Source organism: Megasphaera sp. SW808 (assembly GCF_012027795.1).
GTDB classification, from domain to species: domain Bacteria; phylum Bacillota; class Negativicutes; order Veillonellales; family Megasphaeraceae; genus Megasphaera; species Megasphaera stantonii.
This window is the reverse complement of sequence record NZ_SJOT01000014.1, coordinates 25,786-41,874: the sequence shown is the minus strand read 5'-3', so window position 1 is coordinate 41,874 and position 16,089 is coordinate 25,786. Positions and strand designations below refer to the sequence as shown.

General features: G+C 57.0%; 12 protein-coding genes. All 12 read left to right on the top strand.

Features of this window, described 5'->3' with window-relative positions:
* Positions 1-27 precede the first annotated feature (27 nt).
* The 12 genes from mutS to E0L13_RS06760 all read left to right on the top strand — a co-directional run bounded on the left by mutS (position 28) and on the right by E0L13_RS06760 (position 15,909).
* On the top strand, positions 28-2,592 hold the full coding sequence (gene mutS, locus E0L13_RS06815; RefSeq protein WP_168061271.1) for a DNA mismatch repair protein MutS: 2,565 nt from the start codon (positions 28-30) through the stop codon (positions 2,590-2,592).
* Positions 2,589-4,535: a DNA mismatch repair endonuclease MutL gene (gene mutL / locus E0L13_RS06810; protein ID WP_168061245.1), complete on the top strand. Its 1,947-nt coding sequence runs from the start codon at positions 2,589-2,591 to the stop codon at positions 4,533-4,535. Before mutS ends, mutL begins: the two co-directional genes overlap by 4 nt.
* A 2-nt stretch (positions 4,536-4,537) precedes the next feature.
* The gene (locus E0L13_RS06805; protein WP_168061243.1) at positions 4,538-5,323 is read left to right on the top strand and encodes a class I SAM-dependent methyltransferase; all 786 of its coding nucleotides are present in this window, start codon (positions 4,538-4,540) and stop codon (positions 5,321-5,323) included.
* Complete coding sequence (miaA, locus tag E0L13_RS06800; RefSeq protein ID WP_168061241.1) at positions 5,324-6,253, top strand: tRNA (adenosine(37)-N6)-dimethylallyltransferase MiaA; 930 nt, start codon at positions 5,324-5,326, stop codon at positions 6,251-6,253.
* Positions 6,254-6,350: 97 nt separating this feature from the next.
* Positions 6,351-7,601, top strand: coding sequence for a methionine gamma-lyase family protein (locus E0L13_RS06795; RefSeq protein WP_346766167.1), 1,251 nt, complete (start codon positions 6,351-6,353; stop codon positions 7,599-7,601).
* Positions 7,594-8,154: a ribonuclease M5 gene (gene rnmV, locus E0L13_RS06790; protein WP_168061237.1), complete on the top strand. Its 561-nt coding sequence runs from the start codon at positions 7,594-7,596 to the stop codon at positions 8,152-8,154. The genes E0L13_RS06795 and rnmV overlap by 8 nt, the downstream gene beginning before the upstream one ends.
* Positions 8,141-9,007 (top strand): 16S rRNA (adenine(1518)-N(6)/adenine(1519)-N(6))-dimethyltransferase RsmA, encoded by an 867-nt coding sequence (rsmA, locus tag E0L13_RS06785; protein WP_168061235.1) that lies wholly within the window; start codon positions 8,141-8,143, stop codon positions 9,005-9,007. The genes rnmV and rsmA overlap by 14 nt, the downstream gene beginning before the upstream one ends.
* Before the next feature lie 25 nt (positions 9,008-9,032).
* The gene (locus E0L13_RS06780) at positions 9,033-9,554 is read left to right on the top strand and encodes a gamma carbonic anhydrase family protein (RefSeq protein WP_168061233.1); all 522 of its coding nucleotides are present in this window, start codon (positions 9,033-9,035) and stop codon (positions 9,552-9,554) included.
* Positions 9,555-9,557: 3 nt separating this feature from the next.
* Entirely contained in the window at positions 9,558-10,649 is a 1,092-nt protein-coding gene (locus E0L13_RS06775; protein ID WP_168061231.1) for an iron-containing alcohol dehydrogenase family protein, read from the top strand.
* A gap of 152 nt (positions 10,650-10,801) precedes the next feature.
* Positions 10,802-13,225: a DUF3656 domain-containing protein gene (locus tag E0L13_RS06770; RefSeq protein WP_168061229.1), complete on the top strand. Its 2,424-nt coding sequence runs from the start codon at positions 10,802-10,804 to the stop codon at positions 13,223-13,225.
* Positions 13,226-13,245: 20 nt separating this feature from the next.
* Positions 13,246-15,609, top strand: a complete 2,364-nt coding sequence (locus E0L13_RS06765; protein WP_168061227.1) for an endonuclease MutS2 — start codon at positions 13,246-13,248, stop codon at positions 15,607-15,609.
* Between the two features lie 24 nt (positions 15,610-15,633).
* The gene (locus tag E0L13_RS06760; protein WP_087478275.1) at positions 15,634-15,909 is read left to right on the top strand and encodes a metal-sensing transcriptional repressor; all 276 of its coding nucleotides are present in this window, start codon (positions 15,634-15,636) and stop codon (positions 15,907-15,909) included.
* The last annotated feature ends 180 nt before the right edge of the window (positions 15,910-16,089 follow it).

The window sequence follows — 16,089 nt, the reverse complement described above, 5'->3', positions numbered from 1 at the left end:
TTGGCTGATACAGTAAAGTTGACTCCTATGCTTAAGCAGTATTTGGAGGTCAAGGCTCAGTGCCCGGATAAGATATTATTTTTCCGGCTTGGCGATTTTTATGAAATGTTTAATGACGACGCTTTGACGGCATCGCGGGAATTGGATTTGACGCTGACCGGACGGGGCGTCGGAAATAAGGAGCGGGTTCCCATGTGCGGCGTGCCCTTCCACTCGGCCGACACCTATATCGAGCGGCTGGTCCACAAGGGCTACAAAGTGGCGATCTGCGAGCAGATGGAGGATCCGAAGACGGTCAAGGGCATCGTCAAGCGCAAGATCATCAAGGTCATCACGCCGGGGACGATTACCCTGGAAAACGCCGTAGCCTCGAAGAAGAACAACTATATCAGCTGCGTCTGCGCACGCGACACGTCGATTGCCGTTGCCCTGATGGACGTGACGACAGGCGAATGCCTGTGGTCCCTGTGCAACGCCGGCGCCATGGACGACGTGCTGTTTGATATTTTTTCGGTATATGAGCCGAGCGAGCTCATATACGCCCATATGGACGAATACATGGACGCCGTCCAGGCTTATCTGCGCAGCCGGCTGGCCCAGTGCGCAGTGACGCCCTTTGCCGCCGACAACGCCGTCGACTACGAAGCGGTCGCAGTCCGGTATTTTGGGGCGGAAGCGGTAGAGGAAGCGAAGGGAGCGGCGGCCTGCATCGGCATGCTCCTGACCTATGTCGGCGAAGTCATGCAATCCGATATCGGCCATATCAACTCGCTGGAACGTATTGACAACGAGCGCCGCCTGGTTATCGACGCCGCCAGCCTGCGCCATCTCGAAATTACGCAGAACGTCCGCGACGGCGGCCGCAAGGGCACGCTCCTGTCGATTTTGGACAAGACGAAGACCGCTATGGGCGGCCGGCTGCTGCGCAAGTGGCTGGAAGCGCCTCTGGTGCGCATGGCCGATATTACGATGCGGCAGGATGCCGTCGAAGATATTCTCAGCCATGAAATCATGCGGCAGGACCTGGCCGATACGATGGACCGGATTTACGATTTCGAACGCATCCTGACCCGCATCGAAACGGGGACGGCCAGCCCGAAGGACCTGGTGGCTCTGCGGGAATCTCTGGCGGCAATACCGCAGCTCCGGCACATCCTGGAGCAGGCCGACGCGGATTTGCTCAAGCGACTGCGCGACCGGATCCAGACGCACGACGACATGTACGACCTGCTGTGCCGCAGCATCAAGGACGAGCCGGGACTGGTTATCCGCAACGGCGGCGTCATCCGCGACGGCTATTCAGCCGAGCTCGACGAAATCCGATCTATTGCTGCCAACAGCAAGGCCTATTTGAAGGAGCTGGAAGAGCAGGAAAAAGAAAAGACGGGCATCAAGATGAAAATAGGCTATACGAAGGTATTCGGCTATTACTTTGAAATTTCCCACGCCAATACAAAGCCTATTCCCGATTACTACGTGCGCAAGCAGACGCTGGTCAATGCCGAACGGTACATCACGCCGGCGCTGAAGGAGTTTGAAGTCAAGGTGCTGACGTCGCAGGAACGGATGCTGGAGCTGGAATACCAGCTCTTCGGCCAGCTCCGTAAGGACATACAGGGCCATATCCGGGAAATGCAGCAGACGGCCCGGGCCATCGCCCGCGTCGACTGCCTGTACAGCTTGGCCTGCGCCGCCCATGACAACCACTATATACGGCCGGGCCTGAATACAAAGCAGGCCGTGCAGATCAAGGACGGACGCCATCCGATTATTGAAAAATTCCTGAAGGACGAGCTGTTCGTGCCGAACGACGTGACGCTGAACCACAGCAGCCATGAAATCCTGGTCATCACCGGCCCGAATATGGCCGGCAAGTCGACGTACATGCGGCAGGTTGCCGTCCTGGTACTCATGGCTCAGACCGGCTCGTTTATCCCGGCCCGAGAGGCGTCTATCTGCCCGGTGGACCGTATTTTCACCCGCATCGGCGCCAGCGACGATATCCTGAGCGGTCAGAGCACCTTTATGGTAAAAATGAAAGAGGTATCCTATATTTTAAGCCACGCGACGGAGCGCAGCCTCCTCGTCCTCGACGAAATCGGCCGGGGCACAAGCACCTTTGACGGTATGTCCATTGCCCGGGCCGTCATCGAGTATTGCCTGAAGCACATCCACGCCCTGACGCTTTTCGCTACTCATTACCACGAATTGACCGACATGGCCGATACGTCGGAAAAGATAAAGAACTACACCGTGGCCGTAAAGGAACGGGGCAAGAATATAAAATTTTTGCGGCGCATCATTCCCGGCGGCGCCGACCGCAGCTACGGACTGCACGTAGCCCGGCTGGCCGGCCTTCCCGAAAGCTTGCTGAAGCGGGCCGACGTCATCCTGTCGGAGCTGGAGTCCCAGGGAGCCGTGGCGGCGCCGGTGCCTAAAAAAGAAAGCCGTCCGCTGGCGGACAGCCTGTTTACCGATCCCGTGCTGGAGCGGCTGTTGTCCGTCGACGTGTCGAGTATGACGCCTATTGAAGCGATTTCATTTCTCTACTCCTTGCAGAAAGAAGCTAAAGAAGGGAGCGGCATGAATTGAGTTCTATTATAAATTTGCTTGACGAGGCGACGCGCAATAAAATTGCCGCCGGCGAAGTCGTAGAGCGGCCGGCGTCGTGCGTCAAAGAATTGGTGGAAAACGCCATCGACGCCGGCGCGTCGGCTATCGAAGTGGAAATAGCCGACGGCGGCCAGTCGTATATGCGCGTTACCGACGACGGCTGCGGTATGAGTCCCGAAGACGCGCGCAAGTGCATTATCCGCCATGCGACGAGCAAGATCAGCGCCGTTGAAGATATCTTTGCCATCAGCTCGCTGGGGTTCCGCGGCGAAGCCGTACCCAGCATCGCCGCCGTATCGCATATGCAGATTACGACGCGCCGGCCCGACGACGACTTTGCTACGCATCTCCTTCTCGACGGCGGCGAAATTACCAGCGAAGACCAGATCGGCGCGCCTGTAGGCACGACGATGGAAGTGAGCGATTTATTTTACAATACGCCGGCCCGCCGCAAATTTTTGAAAAGCGAGCGAACGGAAAGCTCCAAGATCAGCGAAATGATTACCAAGCTGGCTTTATCACATCCGTCCATTGCCTTTACCTTTACGAATAACGGCCGGACGACGCTGCATACGGGCGGAGGCGGCGATCTGAAGGAAACGATAGCCAATATTTACGGCGCGGCGCTGGCGAAGGAAATCTTCTCCATTTCCCATGACGACGGCGACATCGCCGTCGAAGGCTACGTAGGCAAGCCGTCGGTATTAAAGAGCACGCGGGCTTGGCAAACCTGCATCGTCAACGGCCGCATCGTGCACAATCCCCTCATATTTAAGGCCGTGGAAAACGCCTATCACGCCATGCTGCCTAAATCGGGCTATCCCTTCGCCATGATTCACATTCACATGGACCCGGCGGCGGTAGACGTCAACGTCCATCCGGCCAAGACGGAAATAAAATTTGCCGACGAACAGGCCGTGTATCGGGCCGTATACCACAGTATCATTACGGCCCTGATAGCCCAGGAAAAGCCGGAAGACATTGCGACGAACATCGATATGCCGCCGCAGCAGATACAGCGCAGGGAAGCGGAGGAAGAGTTGTTGGAGCTGAAAGAGCAGACGGCGGCTCCGCCGGCACAAGCCCAGGAACTTCCCTTTGAGGACCTTTCGCCCCTGCCGCAGCGGCGCGCCGACGCCGTACAAGAACCGAGGCGTATGCCCGTGTGGGAAACGAGAGATGCCGTGACTCCCGTATACAGCCGTCAGGACGAGACGAGTGCACAGCGGCCGTTCCATGCATACGAGCCCTCCCGGTCTTCAGCTGACGAGTGGGAAAGCTTTAGCCGCGAACTGGCATCGAAGGGACAGGCGGCGCAGGACGACGCGCCGATCATTACCTTCGACGGCGATGAAGACGTATTTATTCCTCTGGGCGAGGTAGCCGACTGCTTTATTATCGCTAAGAAGGGCCAGGATTTGTACATTATAGACCAGCATGCGGCCCATGAACGGATACGCTATGATAAATTCTGCCGGCGGGCGGAGAAAATGCCCAGCCAGCAGCTTCTGACGGCGGAATTCGTGGAAGTCGACGGCGACGACATGACCTTGCTTCTGGAACGGCCGGACGTATTCGCCGATTTGGGCTATACCTATTCCGAGGCGGGGCCGTCGACGCTGCGCGTGGAAGAGGTGCCCTGCGACTTGCCGACGAGCCAGATAGCCGATTCTCTCGAGGATATCTGCCGGGCTCTTCACGAAAACGCCGCCGTGGATAAGGCGACGCTGCGCCATCGTTCTCTGGCGTATTTGTCGTGTCACGGCGCGATCAAAGCCGGCGACGCGCTGAATATCCGCCAGATGAAGCAGCTGCTGGAAGACTTGTTCCATACGGATAAGCCTTACGTATGCCCCCACGGCCGGCCGATTATCGTGCGTTTTACGCCGGACGAGCTGGCAAAATTATTCAAACGGACGTAATAATGGAAAACATATATGTAACGCCTTCGCTGAAGGCGAAAGATAAGCTGACTCAAGAAGCCCGTGCCTGGGCTGATGAAATCGGCGCCGCCTTCGTGCCGCGCCGGGGCCGGACGATGGAAGAATTGCAGGCTGCGTACGGAGAAGATATCCTCGTATATACGTCGCGGGGGCCGCAGCTCACGCGGGCCGAGGGAACTCACTTTTTCAGCCTGAATATGGCGGAGCTCCGCATTCAGCATATTCGAAGGGGGCAGACAGATCATCTGCTCGAGGCCATCGGCGCGGAAGGGCCGATACGGCTCCTCGACTGCACCTGCGGCTTTGGCGCCGACGCGATTACGGCGTCCTTTGCCCTGCCTGCCGGGTCCGTCGTCCATGGGCTGGAAGCTTCGCCGCTGCTGGAAGCCGTGACGGAATGGGGCTGCCGGTACTTTTGTCATGAAATGGACGATGTGACGGCGGCCTTGCGGCGCATCCAGGTGCGGCGGGGAAATTATAAAGAGTATTTAGAAGACGAGTCGGCCCCTCCGTATGACGTATTGTATTTTGACCCTATGTTCAGCCGGCCCGTGGCGTCGAGCTGCCAATTCCAGCCCGTGCGGCCTATTATGGATCACGAGCCGCTGACGGTGGAATCCCTGCGGCTGGCAATCAAAAAAGCGCGGCGGCGCGTCGTCGTCAAGGATCGCTATTTCCGCGAGCTGGAACAGACGTTTCCGCAGATGAAGCGGTACGGCGGCAAATACAGCCGCGTCGGCTACGCCGTCTTAGACGGGGAGGCATAAATGGAGAAAGTAATTGCAATTATCGGCCCGACGGCCGTCGGCAAGACGGCCCTGAGCTTTTCCCTGGCCGAACATTTTCATACGGAGCTCATTTCCGGCGATGCCTATCAGATTTACAAGCGCATGGACATCGGTACGGCCAAGCCGACGGCCGGCGAGCTGCGCCGTTATACCCATCACCTCGTCGACATCGCCGAGCCGGACGAGCCCTATTCGGCGGCCTTGTTCTGCCAGATGGCCCGGAAGGCTATTTCCGACGTAGCGGCGAAGGGGAACATCCCCATTCTCGTCGGCGGAACGGGATTGTATGTCCAGGCATTGCTGGAAGGCTACAGCTTTGATAGCTCCGGCGCCGACGAGGCGCTGCGGCAGAAGGCCAGAGAGCGTATCGCTGCATTGTCGGAAGTCGAGCTGAAATCCTACATTATGGAGCAGACGAAGTGGCAACCTGCGGACTGGCATGAACTGCTGTCGAATACGAATCGCCTCGTGCGCCTCATGGCGGCGATTGAAAGGGGCGAAGGCCGGCAGCTCGTGCGGGCCGGAAAGGCGGAAGGCCTTGTGTACGACGCCTTCGTCGTCGGCTTATCCCTGCCGCGAAGCGAATTGTACGAGCGCATTGAACGGCGCGTCGATTTGATGCTGGAAGCAGGTTGGCTCGAAGAGGTCAAGGGGCTGCTGGACGCCGGCGTATCGCCTCAGTGCCAATCCATGAAGGCCATCGGCTACGAAGAGCTGGCTTTGTACGCCCAGGGAAAGATGACGCTGGCAGATGCGGCGGAGCGCATTAAGATACGGACACGGCGCTTTGCCAAACGGCAGATGACCTGGTATCGCCGTATGCCCTATATACGCTGGTTTGAAAAAGAACAGTACTCTTCGGAAGCAGCGCTGGCCGACGACGTCATCGCCTGGATCGAAGGCAGATAATATATACCTATTGTGAAAACAAATTAGAATCGTTCCTGCAAAGAGCAAAGACAGGATGCAGGGAACGCAGCAGGAGAAAGGATCTGAGTTTTTGTCTATCGATTTGGAACATATCAGAAAGCAGGCTATGGCGGCCTGCGCCGCTCAGTTTGAACGGATTGACGCGATTTGCCTGCATAACACGCAGAAGGTACTGCAGGCGTATAGAGAGTGCCAGATCTCGTCCTATCAGTTTGCCGGCACGTCCGGATACGGATACAGCGACATGGGACGGGAAAAGCTGGACGAAGTATTCGCTCACGTATTTAAGGCGGAAAAAGCCCTTGTACGGCCCCATTTCGTATCGGGGACGCACGCCCTGGCTACGGTGCTGTGCGCTCTCCTGCAGCACGGCGATACGATGATATCCCTCATCGGCGCGCCGTACGATACGATGCAGAGCGTTATCGGCTATGCCCACGAAACGCCGCATTCCCTGAAGGAAAAGGGCGTCATATACGATGAAGTGCCGCTGAAGGACAACGCCTATGATTTAGATGGCATCCGGGAAAAAGTAGGGGCAGCCCAGCCGAAGCTGGTGCTGATTCAGCGTTCCCGCGGCTACAGTACGCGGGCGTCCTTGAAGATTTCCGACATCCGAGAAATTATTCAGACCGTCAAATCCGTAAGCCCGCAGACGATCTGCTTTGTCGACAACTGCTACGGCGAGTTCGCTGCTGAAGTAGAACCGATCGAAGCCGGCGCAGATATCATTGCCGGTTCGCTCATCAAAAATCCCGGTGGCGGCATCGCGCCGACAGGCGGTTACATTGCCGGCCGGGAAGATTTGGTCTCGGCGGCGGCGGACTATTTGACGGCGCCGGGGCTGGGCGACGAGCTCGGCTCCTATGCGGCGGGCTACCGCCTGTTCTTCCAGGGATTTTTCATGGCTCCCCACGTGACGGCGCAAGCCATTAAAGGGGCCGTTTTCGCGGCGGCCGTCTTCGCCCAGCTGGGATTTAAGGTATCGCCGCTGCCGGAAGAAGAACGGTACGACCTGATTCAGACGATTTACCTGGAAAACGAACAGAATATGTGCCTGTTCTGCCAGGGAATTCAGTCCTTCTCTCCTGTCGATGCCCACGTTACGCCGATTCCCGACGACATGCCCGGTTATGCCGACAAGATCATCATGGCTGCCGGCGATTTCGTGCAGGGCTCGTCCATTGAATTATCGGCTGACGGCCCCATTCGCGAGCCCTATATGATTTATCTCCAAGGGGGCATCGTCTTTGAGCACAACGTATTGGCCGTTATGAGCGCTGCCAAATACATCAGCGACCATGCCGAAGGAGACGCCCATGATTAAGGAAGTCCTCGTCGTCGAAGGCCGTTCCGACGTGGCCCGCATTCAGGCCAGCGGCATCGACGCCGACATGATTACGACCGACGGGTTTAACCTGCGCCCGGACACGATCCGGCAGATACAGTATGCCTCTGAAAAGCGGGGCATCATCATCCTGACCGATCCGGACAGCGCCGGCGAGCGCATCCGCAAGTATTTGACCGAGCGCTTTCCCGACGCCAAGCACGCCTTTATTCCCCGCAAGGACGCTATTGCCAACGGCGACCTGGGCGTAGAACAGGCGTCGCCCGAAGCGATTCGCCTAGCCTTGGAGAAGACGCGCTGCGCCGTGTACGAGCCGGAAGAACAGTTTACGATGGCTGACGTCGTATTGGCTGATCTGAACGGCTCTCCCGAAGCGGCGGACCGCCGGGCTGCCGTCGGTGCTATTCTCGGCATCGGCTACGGAAATGCCAAGCAATTTTTAAAGCGCCTCAATCACTACGGCGTTACCCGCGCCGAATGGGAAGAGGCTCTTGCCAAGATAGAGGAGGTAGACGACAGTGAAAGACGTTGATTTGTCTAATCCCGACGTAGTCCGCTACGTCGTCAATCGCTTCGGCCTGCGCATGAATAAGAAGCTGGGCCAGAATTTTCTTATCCGCCATGCTGTCGTCGACGATATCGCCGCGGCGGCGGAGCTCAAGCCCGGCGATCCCGTACTGGAAATCGGGCCGGGCATCGGTACCCTGACCCAGGCGCTGGCCGAAACGGGGGCGGCTGTAACTGCCGTCGAGCTGGACGACCACCTGCTGCCCGTATTGGACAAGACGCTGGAGCATTACGACAATGTCCGCGTCGTCCACGGCGACATCATGCGCATCGACATTGCCGAAACGATGAACCATAAGCCCTTTAAGGTCTGCGCTAATCTGCCCTATTACATTACGACGCCGATTATCATGAAGCTCCTCGAGCAGAAGCTGCCCATTGAAAAAATCGTCGTCATGGTGCAGAAGGAAGTGGCCGAGCGGATGGTAGCCGCGCCGGGCAGCAAGATATACGGGGCCTTATCCGTGTCGGTCCAATATTATACGGAGCCGCGGATGTTATTTGAAATTTCGCCGAAATGCTTTATGCCTGCGCCGGAAGTAACGTCGGCTGTTGTGTCTATGGATGTACGGCAGACGCCGCCCGTACAGGTACAGGAAGAAAAACGGTTTTTCCAGGTCGTTAAGACGGCCTTTTCACAGCGCCGCAAGACCTTTTCCAATACCCTTAAATCAGCAGGCTTGTCGAAAGAACAGATTGCCGGCATATTGGAAGCCAGCCATATAGACGGCAGCCGCCGCGGCGAAACGATGAGCTTGCAGGAATTTGCCGACGTAGCCGATGCTTGGAGCAATCTGGCGGCGGACGAAGCAAAGTAATATTTCTTTAAGGAGGATTCAGACTATGGCACAGATTATTCCCTTTGGCGGACACACGCCGCAGATAGACCCGACGGCATATATCGCCGAATCGGCCGTTATTATTGGCAACGTTACGATTAAAGCCGGCGCGAATATTTGGCCTCACGCCGTTATCCGCGGCGACGAAAGCCAGATCATCATCGGCGAAAACGTCAGCATTCAGGACAACTCGACAGTTCACACCTACCCGGCCCTGCCTATGATCATCGGCGACAATACCCTCGTCGGCCACAACGTCATCCTGCACGGCCATTCGATCGGCAAGGGCTGTCTGATCGGCATGGGCTCTATCCTCATGGACGCTACGGAAATCGGCGACGAATCGATCATCGGTGCCGGTACGATGATTACGAAAAAGAAGGTCATTCCGCCCCGTTCCCTCGTATACGGCATGCCGGCCAAGGTAGTCCGCGAGCTGTCGCAGGAAGAAGTCGACGGCGTACAAAGCGAGGTCAAGCTGTATGCCGATTTAGGGGCAGAATACAAGAAGATACAGGGGGAATAAACTATGTTTTCCTATGAGATGCCGACAAAACTGTACTTTGGCAAAGGCTGCGTAGCCGAAGCCGGTGACGACGTCAAAGCCTTGGGCAGCAAAGCCCTGCTCGTTACGGGCCGCCGTTCGGCAAAGCAAAACGGTTCCCAGGATGCCGTCGTATCCCTGCTGGAATCCTTGGGAATCGAATGGGTCTTGTTCGACGACGTAGAAGCCAATCCGTCTGTCGAAACGGTGCGCAAGGGCGCGGCTCTGGGCCGGCAGGAGGGCGTCGATTTCGTCGTCGGCATCGGCGGCGGTTCGCCTATGGATGCGGCCAAGGTCATCGCCTTGCTGTGTACGAATGAATTGGACGACGCGGCCCTGTTCAAAGGCCCGTATAACGCGCCGTTGCCGATCGTCGCCGTGCCTACGACGTCGGGTACCGGCAGCGAGGTGACGAAGATCAGCGTCCTGACGAATCACAGCGCCGGCACGAAACAGTCGGTCAAGTCGCCGCTCTTGTATCCGAAGCTGGCCCTGGCCGATCCGTCCTTTACGATGGATGTGCCGGAAGCTGTCACGATCGATACGGCTATCGACGCCTTATCCCACGCCATAGAAGGCTACATGGCCAAGGCTTCGACGCCGGTCAGCGACGTGTGGGCCGAAGAAGCCATGCGCTTCCTCGGCGTTCATTTGACGAACCTGCGCGGCCATTTGCCTTACGCCGTCCGCGAAGACCTCATGTACGCCTCGACCTTGGCCGGCATCGTCATTTCCCAAGCTGGCACGACGCTGGTTCACGGCATGGGCTATCCCCTGACCTATTACAAGGGACTGTCCCACGGCCGGGCCAACGGCCTGCTCCTGCCGCAGTACATGAAGCTCATGGAAGAATCCATGGCCGATAAGGCCGAACGGGTATGGGAAATCCTGGGATTTTCCGACGCCGAAGACTTTGGAGCCTTCATGAAAGACCTCATGCCCGAAGTGGTGGAGCTGAGCAACGAAGACGTTGCGAATTTCACGGCCATGACGATGAAGACAAATTCCGTAAAGGCTACGTCTTATGACGTGACGGCCGGTGTAGTGTCGAATATCTACAAGGCTATACGAAGATAATATATGTAACGATAGGAGAGGGTGATTGCCTGAGAGGCGGGCAATCACTCTTTTTGTGAATTTTTGCTGATAAATAACGTACAGCCTATTTACATAATCTATGATATAATAGCCTATATGTATTACTTGGATTGGCTTGTAAAGGAGGACTCATGGCAGAATTATTAGCGCCGGCAGGATCGCTGGACCATGTGCTGTCGGCTATTGACGCCGGGGCGGACGCCGTGTATTTAGGCGGCAAGTCGTTTAACGCCCGCAAGTTTGCCCACAATCTTTCAGATGAAGAATTAGCCGAAGCCGTGCGCATCGCCCACGTATTCGGCGTAAGGATATATGTGACCGTCAACATCGTCATGGCCGATAAGGAGCTCAAGGCGCTGACGGGCTATTTGAAATACTTGGATTCCATCGGCGTAGACGGCATCATCGTGCAGGATTTGGCTGTCGCCGCCATAGCCCGCAAGGCTGCGCCCAATCTGCCCCTGCACGGCAGCACCCAGATGACCGTCGCCGATTTGGACGGCGTGCGCTTTTTGGAACGACTCGGCTTTACGCAGGTCGTCTTGGCCCGGGAAGTATCCCTTGATGAAATCCGGGAAATATGCAGTCATACGACGATGGCTATCGAAGTATTTATTCACGGCGCGTCGTGCATGTCCTATTCGGGACAATGTCTCATGAGCAGCTTTATCGGCGGCCGCAGCGGCAACCGCGGCGCCTGCGCCCAGCCGTGCCGCCTGCCGTATAACTTGACGAAAGACGGCAGCCCCTTGCTGAAGGAAGACGCCTATATTCTGAGCTTGAAGGACTTAAACAGCCTCGAATATATCGACGCACTCATGGACGCCGGCGTGTCTTCCTTTAAAATCGAAGGCCGCATGAAGGGGCTGGGCTATGTCCGTTCCGTCGTGCAGGCTTACCGCCGCGTCATGGACAGCCATTGCCGCTCGGCTCAGGAGCGAAAGGACGCCATGGCCGATGCGGTGCAGCTGACAGCGGAAAGCTTTAACCGCACGTATCAGCACGATTTCCTCGCCGGGACGGTAGGCCGCCGTACTCTTACCGAGCAGGGCGGCGGTAATCAGGGCCGGCGCGTCGGCGTTGCCTCGGCGTATCGGGACAACGTCGTCGATGCCGTATTGGACGAGCCTTTGGCTGCCGGCGATATGATCAAAATCATCGCGCCTGACGGACGGGAATGTATCGATGAAGTTCGCTCTGCCGTCGGTACGTTTTCCAATAAGAAGCAATTTGCCCTGGAAATGCGCCGCAGCGATTTGTTGACCGGCACCATATACCGGCTGGCCCGCAAGGAAGACAGGCAGAGCCATGCCGAACGGCTGCAGCGGCGCATCGCCCTGTACTGCCACGTCGACGCAGACGGCGAAGGGCGGCTGCGGCTGACGGGTTGGGATGAAGGCGGCCATACGGCGGATATCGTATCGGACTATATCGTGCAGAAGGCTAAGAAGCGTCCGGCTACGGCTGAATGGGTGAAGAGCCAGCTTGATCGCCTCGGCGATACGCCCTTTACGCTGGCCGACGCTGCGATTTGGGATGAATCGTATATGATTCCGGCCAGCGTGCTCAACGAGCTGCGCCGCCAATGCGTCGATATGCTGACAGAAGACATTCTGGCAGAGTACGTCCGCCCGTCGGCCGGGACGCCGTCTGATGACTGCTTTGTCCAAGCCTCAGACAATGGGCAGCGCATGCCCTTATCCATAGCCGTCCGCTGCGATTCCATAGACGCTGTCCAGGCTGCTGCAGACAGCGGTGCCGACCGGGTGATTTTCGGCGGCGAATCGTACCATCACCGTTCGTTTTCTGCCGCCCAATGGCTGGAAGCCGTCCGCATTGCTCATGAACGGGGCGTTTCCTTGTGGGCGGCGACGCCCCGCATCGTGTCGCAGCGGCACAACGGGTTGGTGCGGCGTGAGCTGGAACAGGCCCTGAAGAGCGGCGCTGACGGCGTGTACGCCGGCTCTATAAGCGTATTTTCCATGCTGCGGGATATGGGGGCCCATATACCTGTATATGCCGATTGGCCGTTAAATATATTCAACAGCGCGGCGGCTGGCGAATACGTGCGGCTGGGCTGCGCCGGCATTACCGTGTCTGCCGAAGCGACGCTGCGGCAGATAGGGAAGATAGCCGAAGCTGTCCGCTGCCCCGTCGAAGCCGTTGCAGCGGGTCGGCTGGAAATGATGATTACCGAATCGTGCGCCGTCGCGGCCTTCGCCGGAACGGGTCATAAGACCGGCTGTTCCGCTCCCTGCATGAAGGGCGGCTTTGCCTTGGAAGACCGGCGGAATGAACAATTTCCCGTCGTGACGGACCAGTATTGCCGCAGTCATATCCTGAACAGCAAAGAGCTGGACATGGTTCCCTATTTCAACGAGCTGAAGCGGGCCGGCATTTCTGTACTGCGCATTGAAGGACGGGGATGCTCTCCCGAATGGATAGGCCGCACGACGAAGCAGTATGTCCGCCTCCGCGACGGCTTGGAAACGATGGTCTTCGGCAAGGAAGACCGCGGCGTTACGCGAGGCCATTTTTTCCGCGGTATTTTATAAATCAGGAGTAACAAAAATAGATGAATAAACGAAGTTTGCGTATTCTCGGCTTTTATCAAGTACAAAACATGCTCGTACGCCTCGCGCCGTCTCGCATGTCCAAGGAGATTGCCCGCCGGCTCAAGCCGGTATGTGAGGCAGAAGAAGTAGCCCGGAGCCTGAACGATACGGAAGAAGCCTATCGCTGCCTGCAGAGCGAGGCGTCCGTGCCGATGGGGGGCATCGTCGACATCCGTCCGGCCCTGGAAAAGGCCCTGCGCGACGTGACGCTCGAAGGGCAGGATTGCATCGATATTTGGAACAACGTCCGGCGGTACGGCGACATCCGCCAGTATTTCATGGATAAGGGGGAGGAATATCCCCAGCTGGCAGAAAAAGCCGAAGGTATCGGCGATTTTTCCCTTATTTCTCATAAAATGGCCGGCGTGTTCGACCAAAACCACCAGATTCGCGACAACGCGTCGCCGGAGCTCATGCGCCTGCGAAACCGCATCGTCGAGCTGGAACGGCAGACGAAGCGGTATGTAACGGGCGTGCTGCAGAATAAAGAATATCAAAAGTATTTCCAGGACGCTCTGGTAACGGTTCGCAACAACCGCTACGTCGTGCCCATCAAGCAGGAGTACCGCCATGCCTTTCCGGGCATCGTCCACGACACGTCGGCCAGCGGCTCAACGCTGTACATCGAGCCCTTGGCTATCGTCAACGCCAACAACGATCTGCAGGCTGCCCGCATCGGCGAGACGAAGGAAATCGAGCGTATTTTCCGCCGCCTGACAGCTCTTGTGAGCGGCCAGTATGACGATCTCATGGACAGTACGAAATGCGTCGCCGCCCTGGAATTCGCCTTTGCCAAGGCGCAGTTGGCCCAGCAGATGAAGGCCTGCCGGCCGTCCGTTTCGCAGAAGGGAATCGTCCGGCTCGTCCAGGCCCGTCATCCTCTCATCGACGCTAAGGCCGTCGTGCCAAATACGATCATTCTCGGCGGCGAATACCGCATTCTCCTCATTACGGGCTCCAATACAGGTGGCAAGACTGTCTCGATGAAAACGCTGGGGCTGTTGGTTCTCATGCATCAGGCCGGCTTGTTCATCCCTGTGGGCGAAGATTCGGAGCTGCCCATTTTCCGCGACGTCTTTTCTGATATCGGCGACGAACAGGATATTTCTCAAAACCTCAGTACCTTTTCCAGCCATATGAAGCAAATCGTCTACATCCTGCGCCACTGCACGGCCGACGATCTCATTCTGGCCGACGAACTGGGCTCCGGTACGGACCCGGCCGAGGGGAGTGCTATTGCCATTGCCGTACTGGACGCCTTGTATCGGAAAGGGTCGTATGTCATGGTGACGACCCATTACAACGATTTGAAAAACTACGCCTACAATACGCCGGGCATTGAAAACGGCCATGTGGAATTCGATGAAGAAACGCTGCGGCCGACGTATAAGCTGCGCATCGGCGCCGCCGGCAGCAGCCATGCCTTCAGCATCAGCGAACGCCTCGGTATGCCGGCGGAGATACTGGCCAAGGCGAAGGAGTTGCGCAGCAAGGCTCAGGACGTCGACATGGAAGCTATTTTGACCAAGCTCAACAGCCAGTCTAAGCGCATGGACGAAGAACAGGCCGAGTTGGAACAGAAGCTGGCCGACGTGCGCCGCATAGAAGACGAGCTGCGCCGGGAAAAGGAAAAGGTATCGGCCAAGCGGCAGGATATTATCGACTCGAGCCGCCGCGAGGCCTTCGATTTGAAGCGCAATCTCCGCGTCGAAGCGGAACGGATCATCCGCGAGCTCAAGCAGCAGTCCAAGGACAGCTCCGACAAGGAAAAGGCCAAGGCTATCGACCAGGCCCGCCGGGCGATTCAGCAAATTTCCCTGCCCGATAAGGAAAAGCCGCGCCGTGACCCTGTCGACCCGTCGCAGCTTAAAGCGGGCCAAAGCGTATTTATCAACTCCCTGGACGGACTGGGCACGGTTACGGAAATCAACGGCAAGAAGCTGACCGTATCGGTCCGGGGCATGACGGTCCGCGTCAAGCTGCAGGATGTCAGTGCACCTTATCTGGAGGAAATCAAGAGGGAAGAGCAGGCGGAACGCAAGGCCAGCGCTTCGTCTTCCTTCCGGCCTATCCTCACGGCCAGCATCGCGACGGAGCTCAATATCATCGGCAAGACCTATCAGGAAGCGCTGCCGGACGTTGAAAAGTTCCTGGATCAGGCTTTGGCTGCCGGATTCAGTCCGGTGCGCATTATCCACGGCAAGGGAAGCGGCGCCCTGCGCCGTCAAATCCACGAGTTTTTAGACGGCCAGCCCTTTGTCAAGAAGTACGCCCTCGACGACGTAGAAGGCGGCGGCGCCGGCGTAACGCTCGTATATTTTTAGACAGCACATAAGGGGGAATGCTACATGAAACAATGTATGGATGCAGAGAATCTGCACCGCCGGCTGAAGAAGATCATTGGCCAGGTACAGGCTATCGACCGCATGATCGACGAAGATATTCCATGCGAAGATATCCTGTCGCAGATTAATGCGGCGAAATCGGCCCTGCATAAGTGCGGACAGGTTATTTTAGAAGGGCACATCCGCCATTGCGTCCGCGACGGCATTGCCCACGGCGACCCGGACAAGACCATCGAAAAGTTTACGAAAGCCGTCGAACGGTTTGCTAATATTAAATAAAAAGTACATGAAAAGTCACAGCGAATCCCGTGTCTAACAAGGGCCTTCGCGGTGGCTTTTCTTTATTATTTAAACGATTAACTTAAAATTGGCGGGATAAATAAAACGATTAACCTAAAAATTTACTGTAAAATTTCGAAAAACTGCTTGCCAAAGACTATGAGTTGTGGTAATATGCAT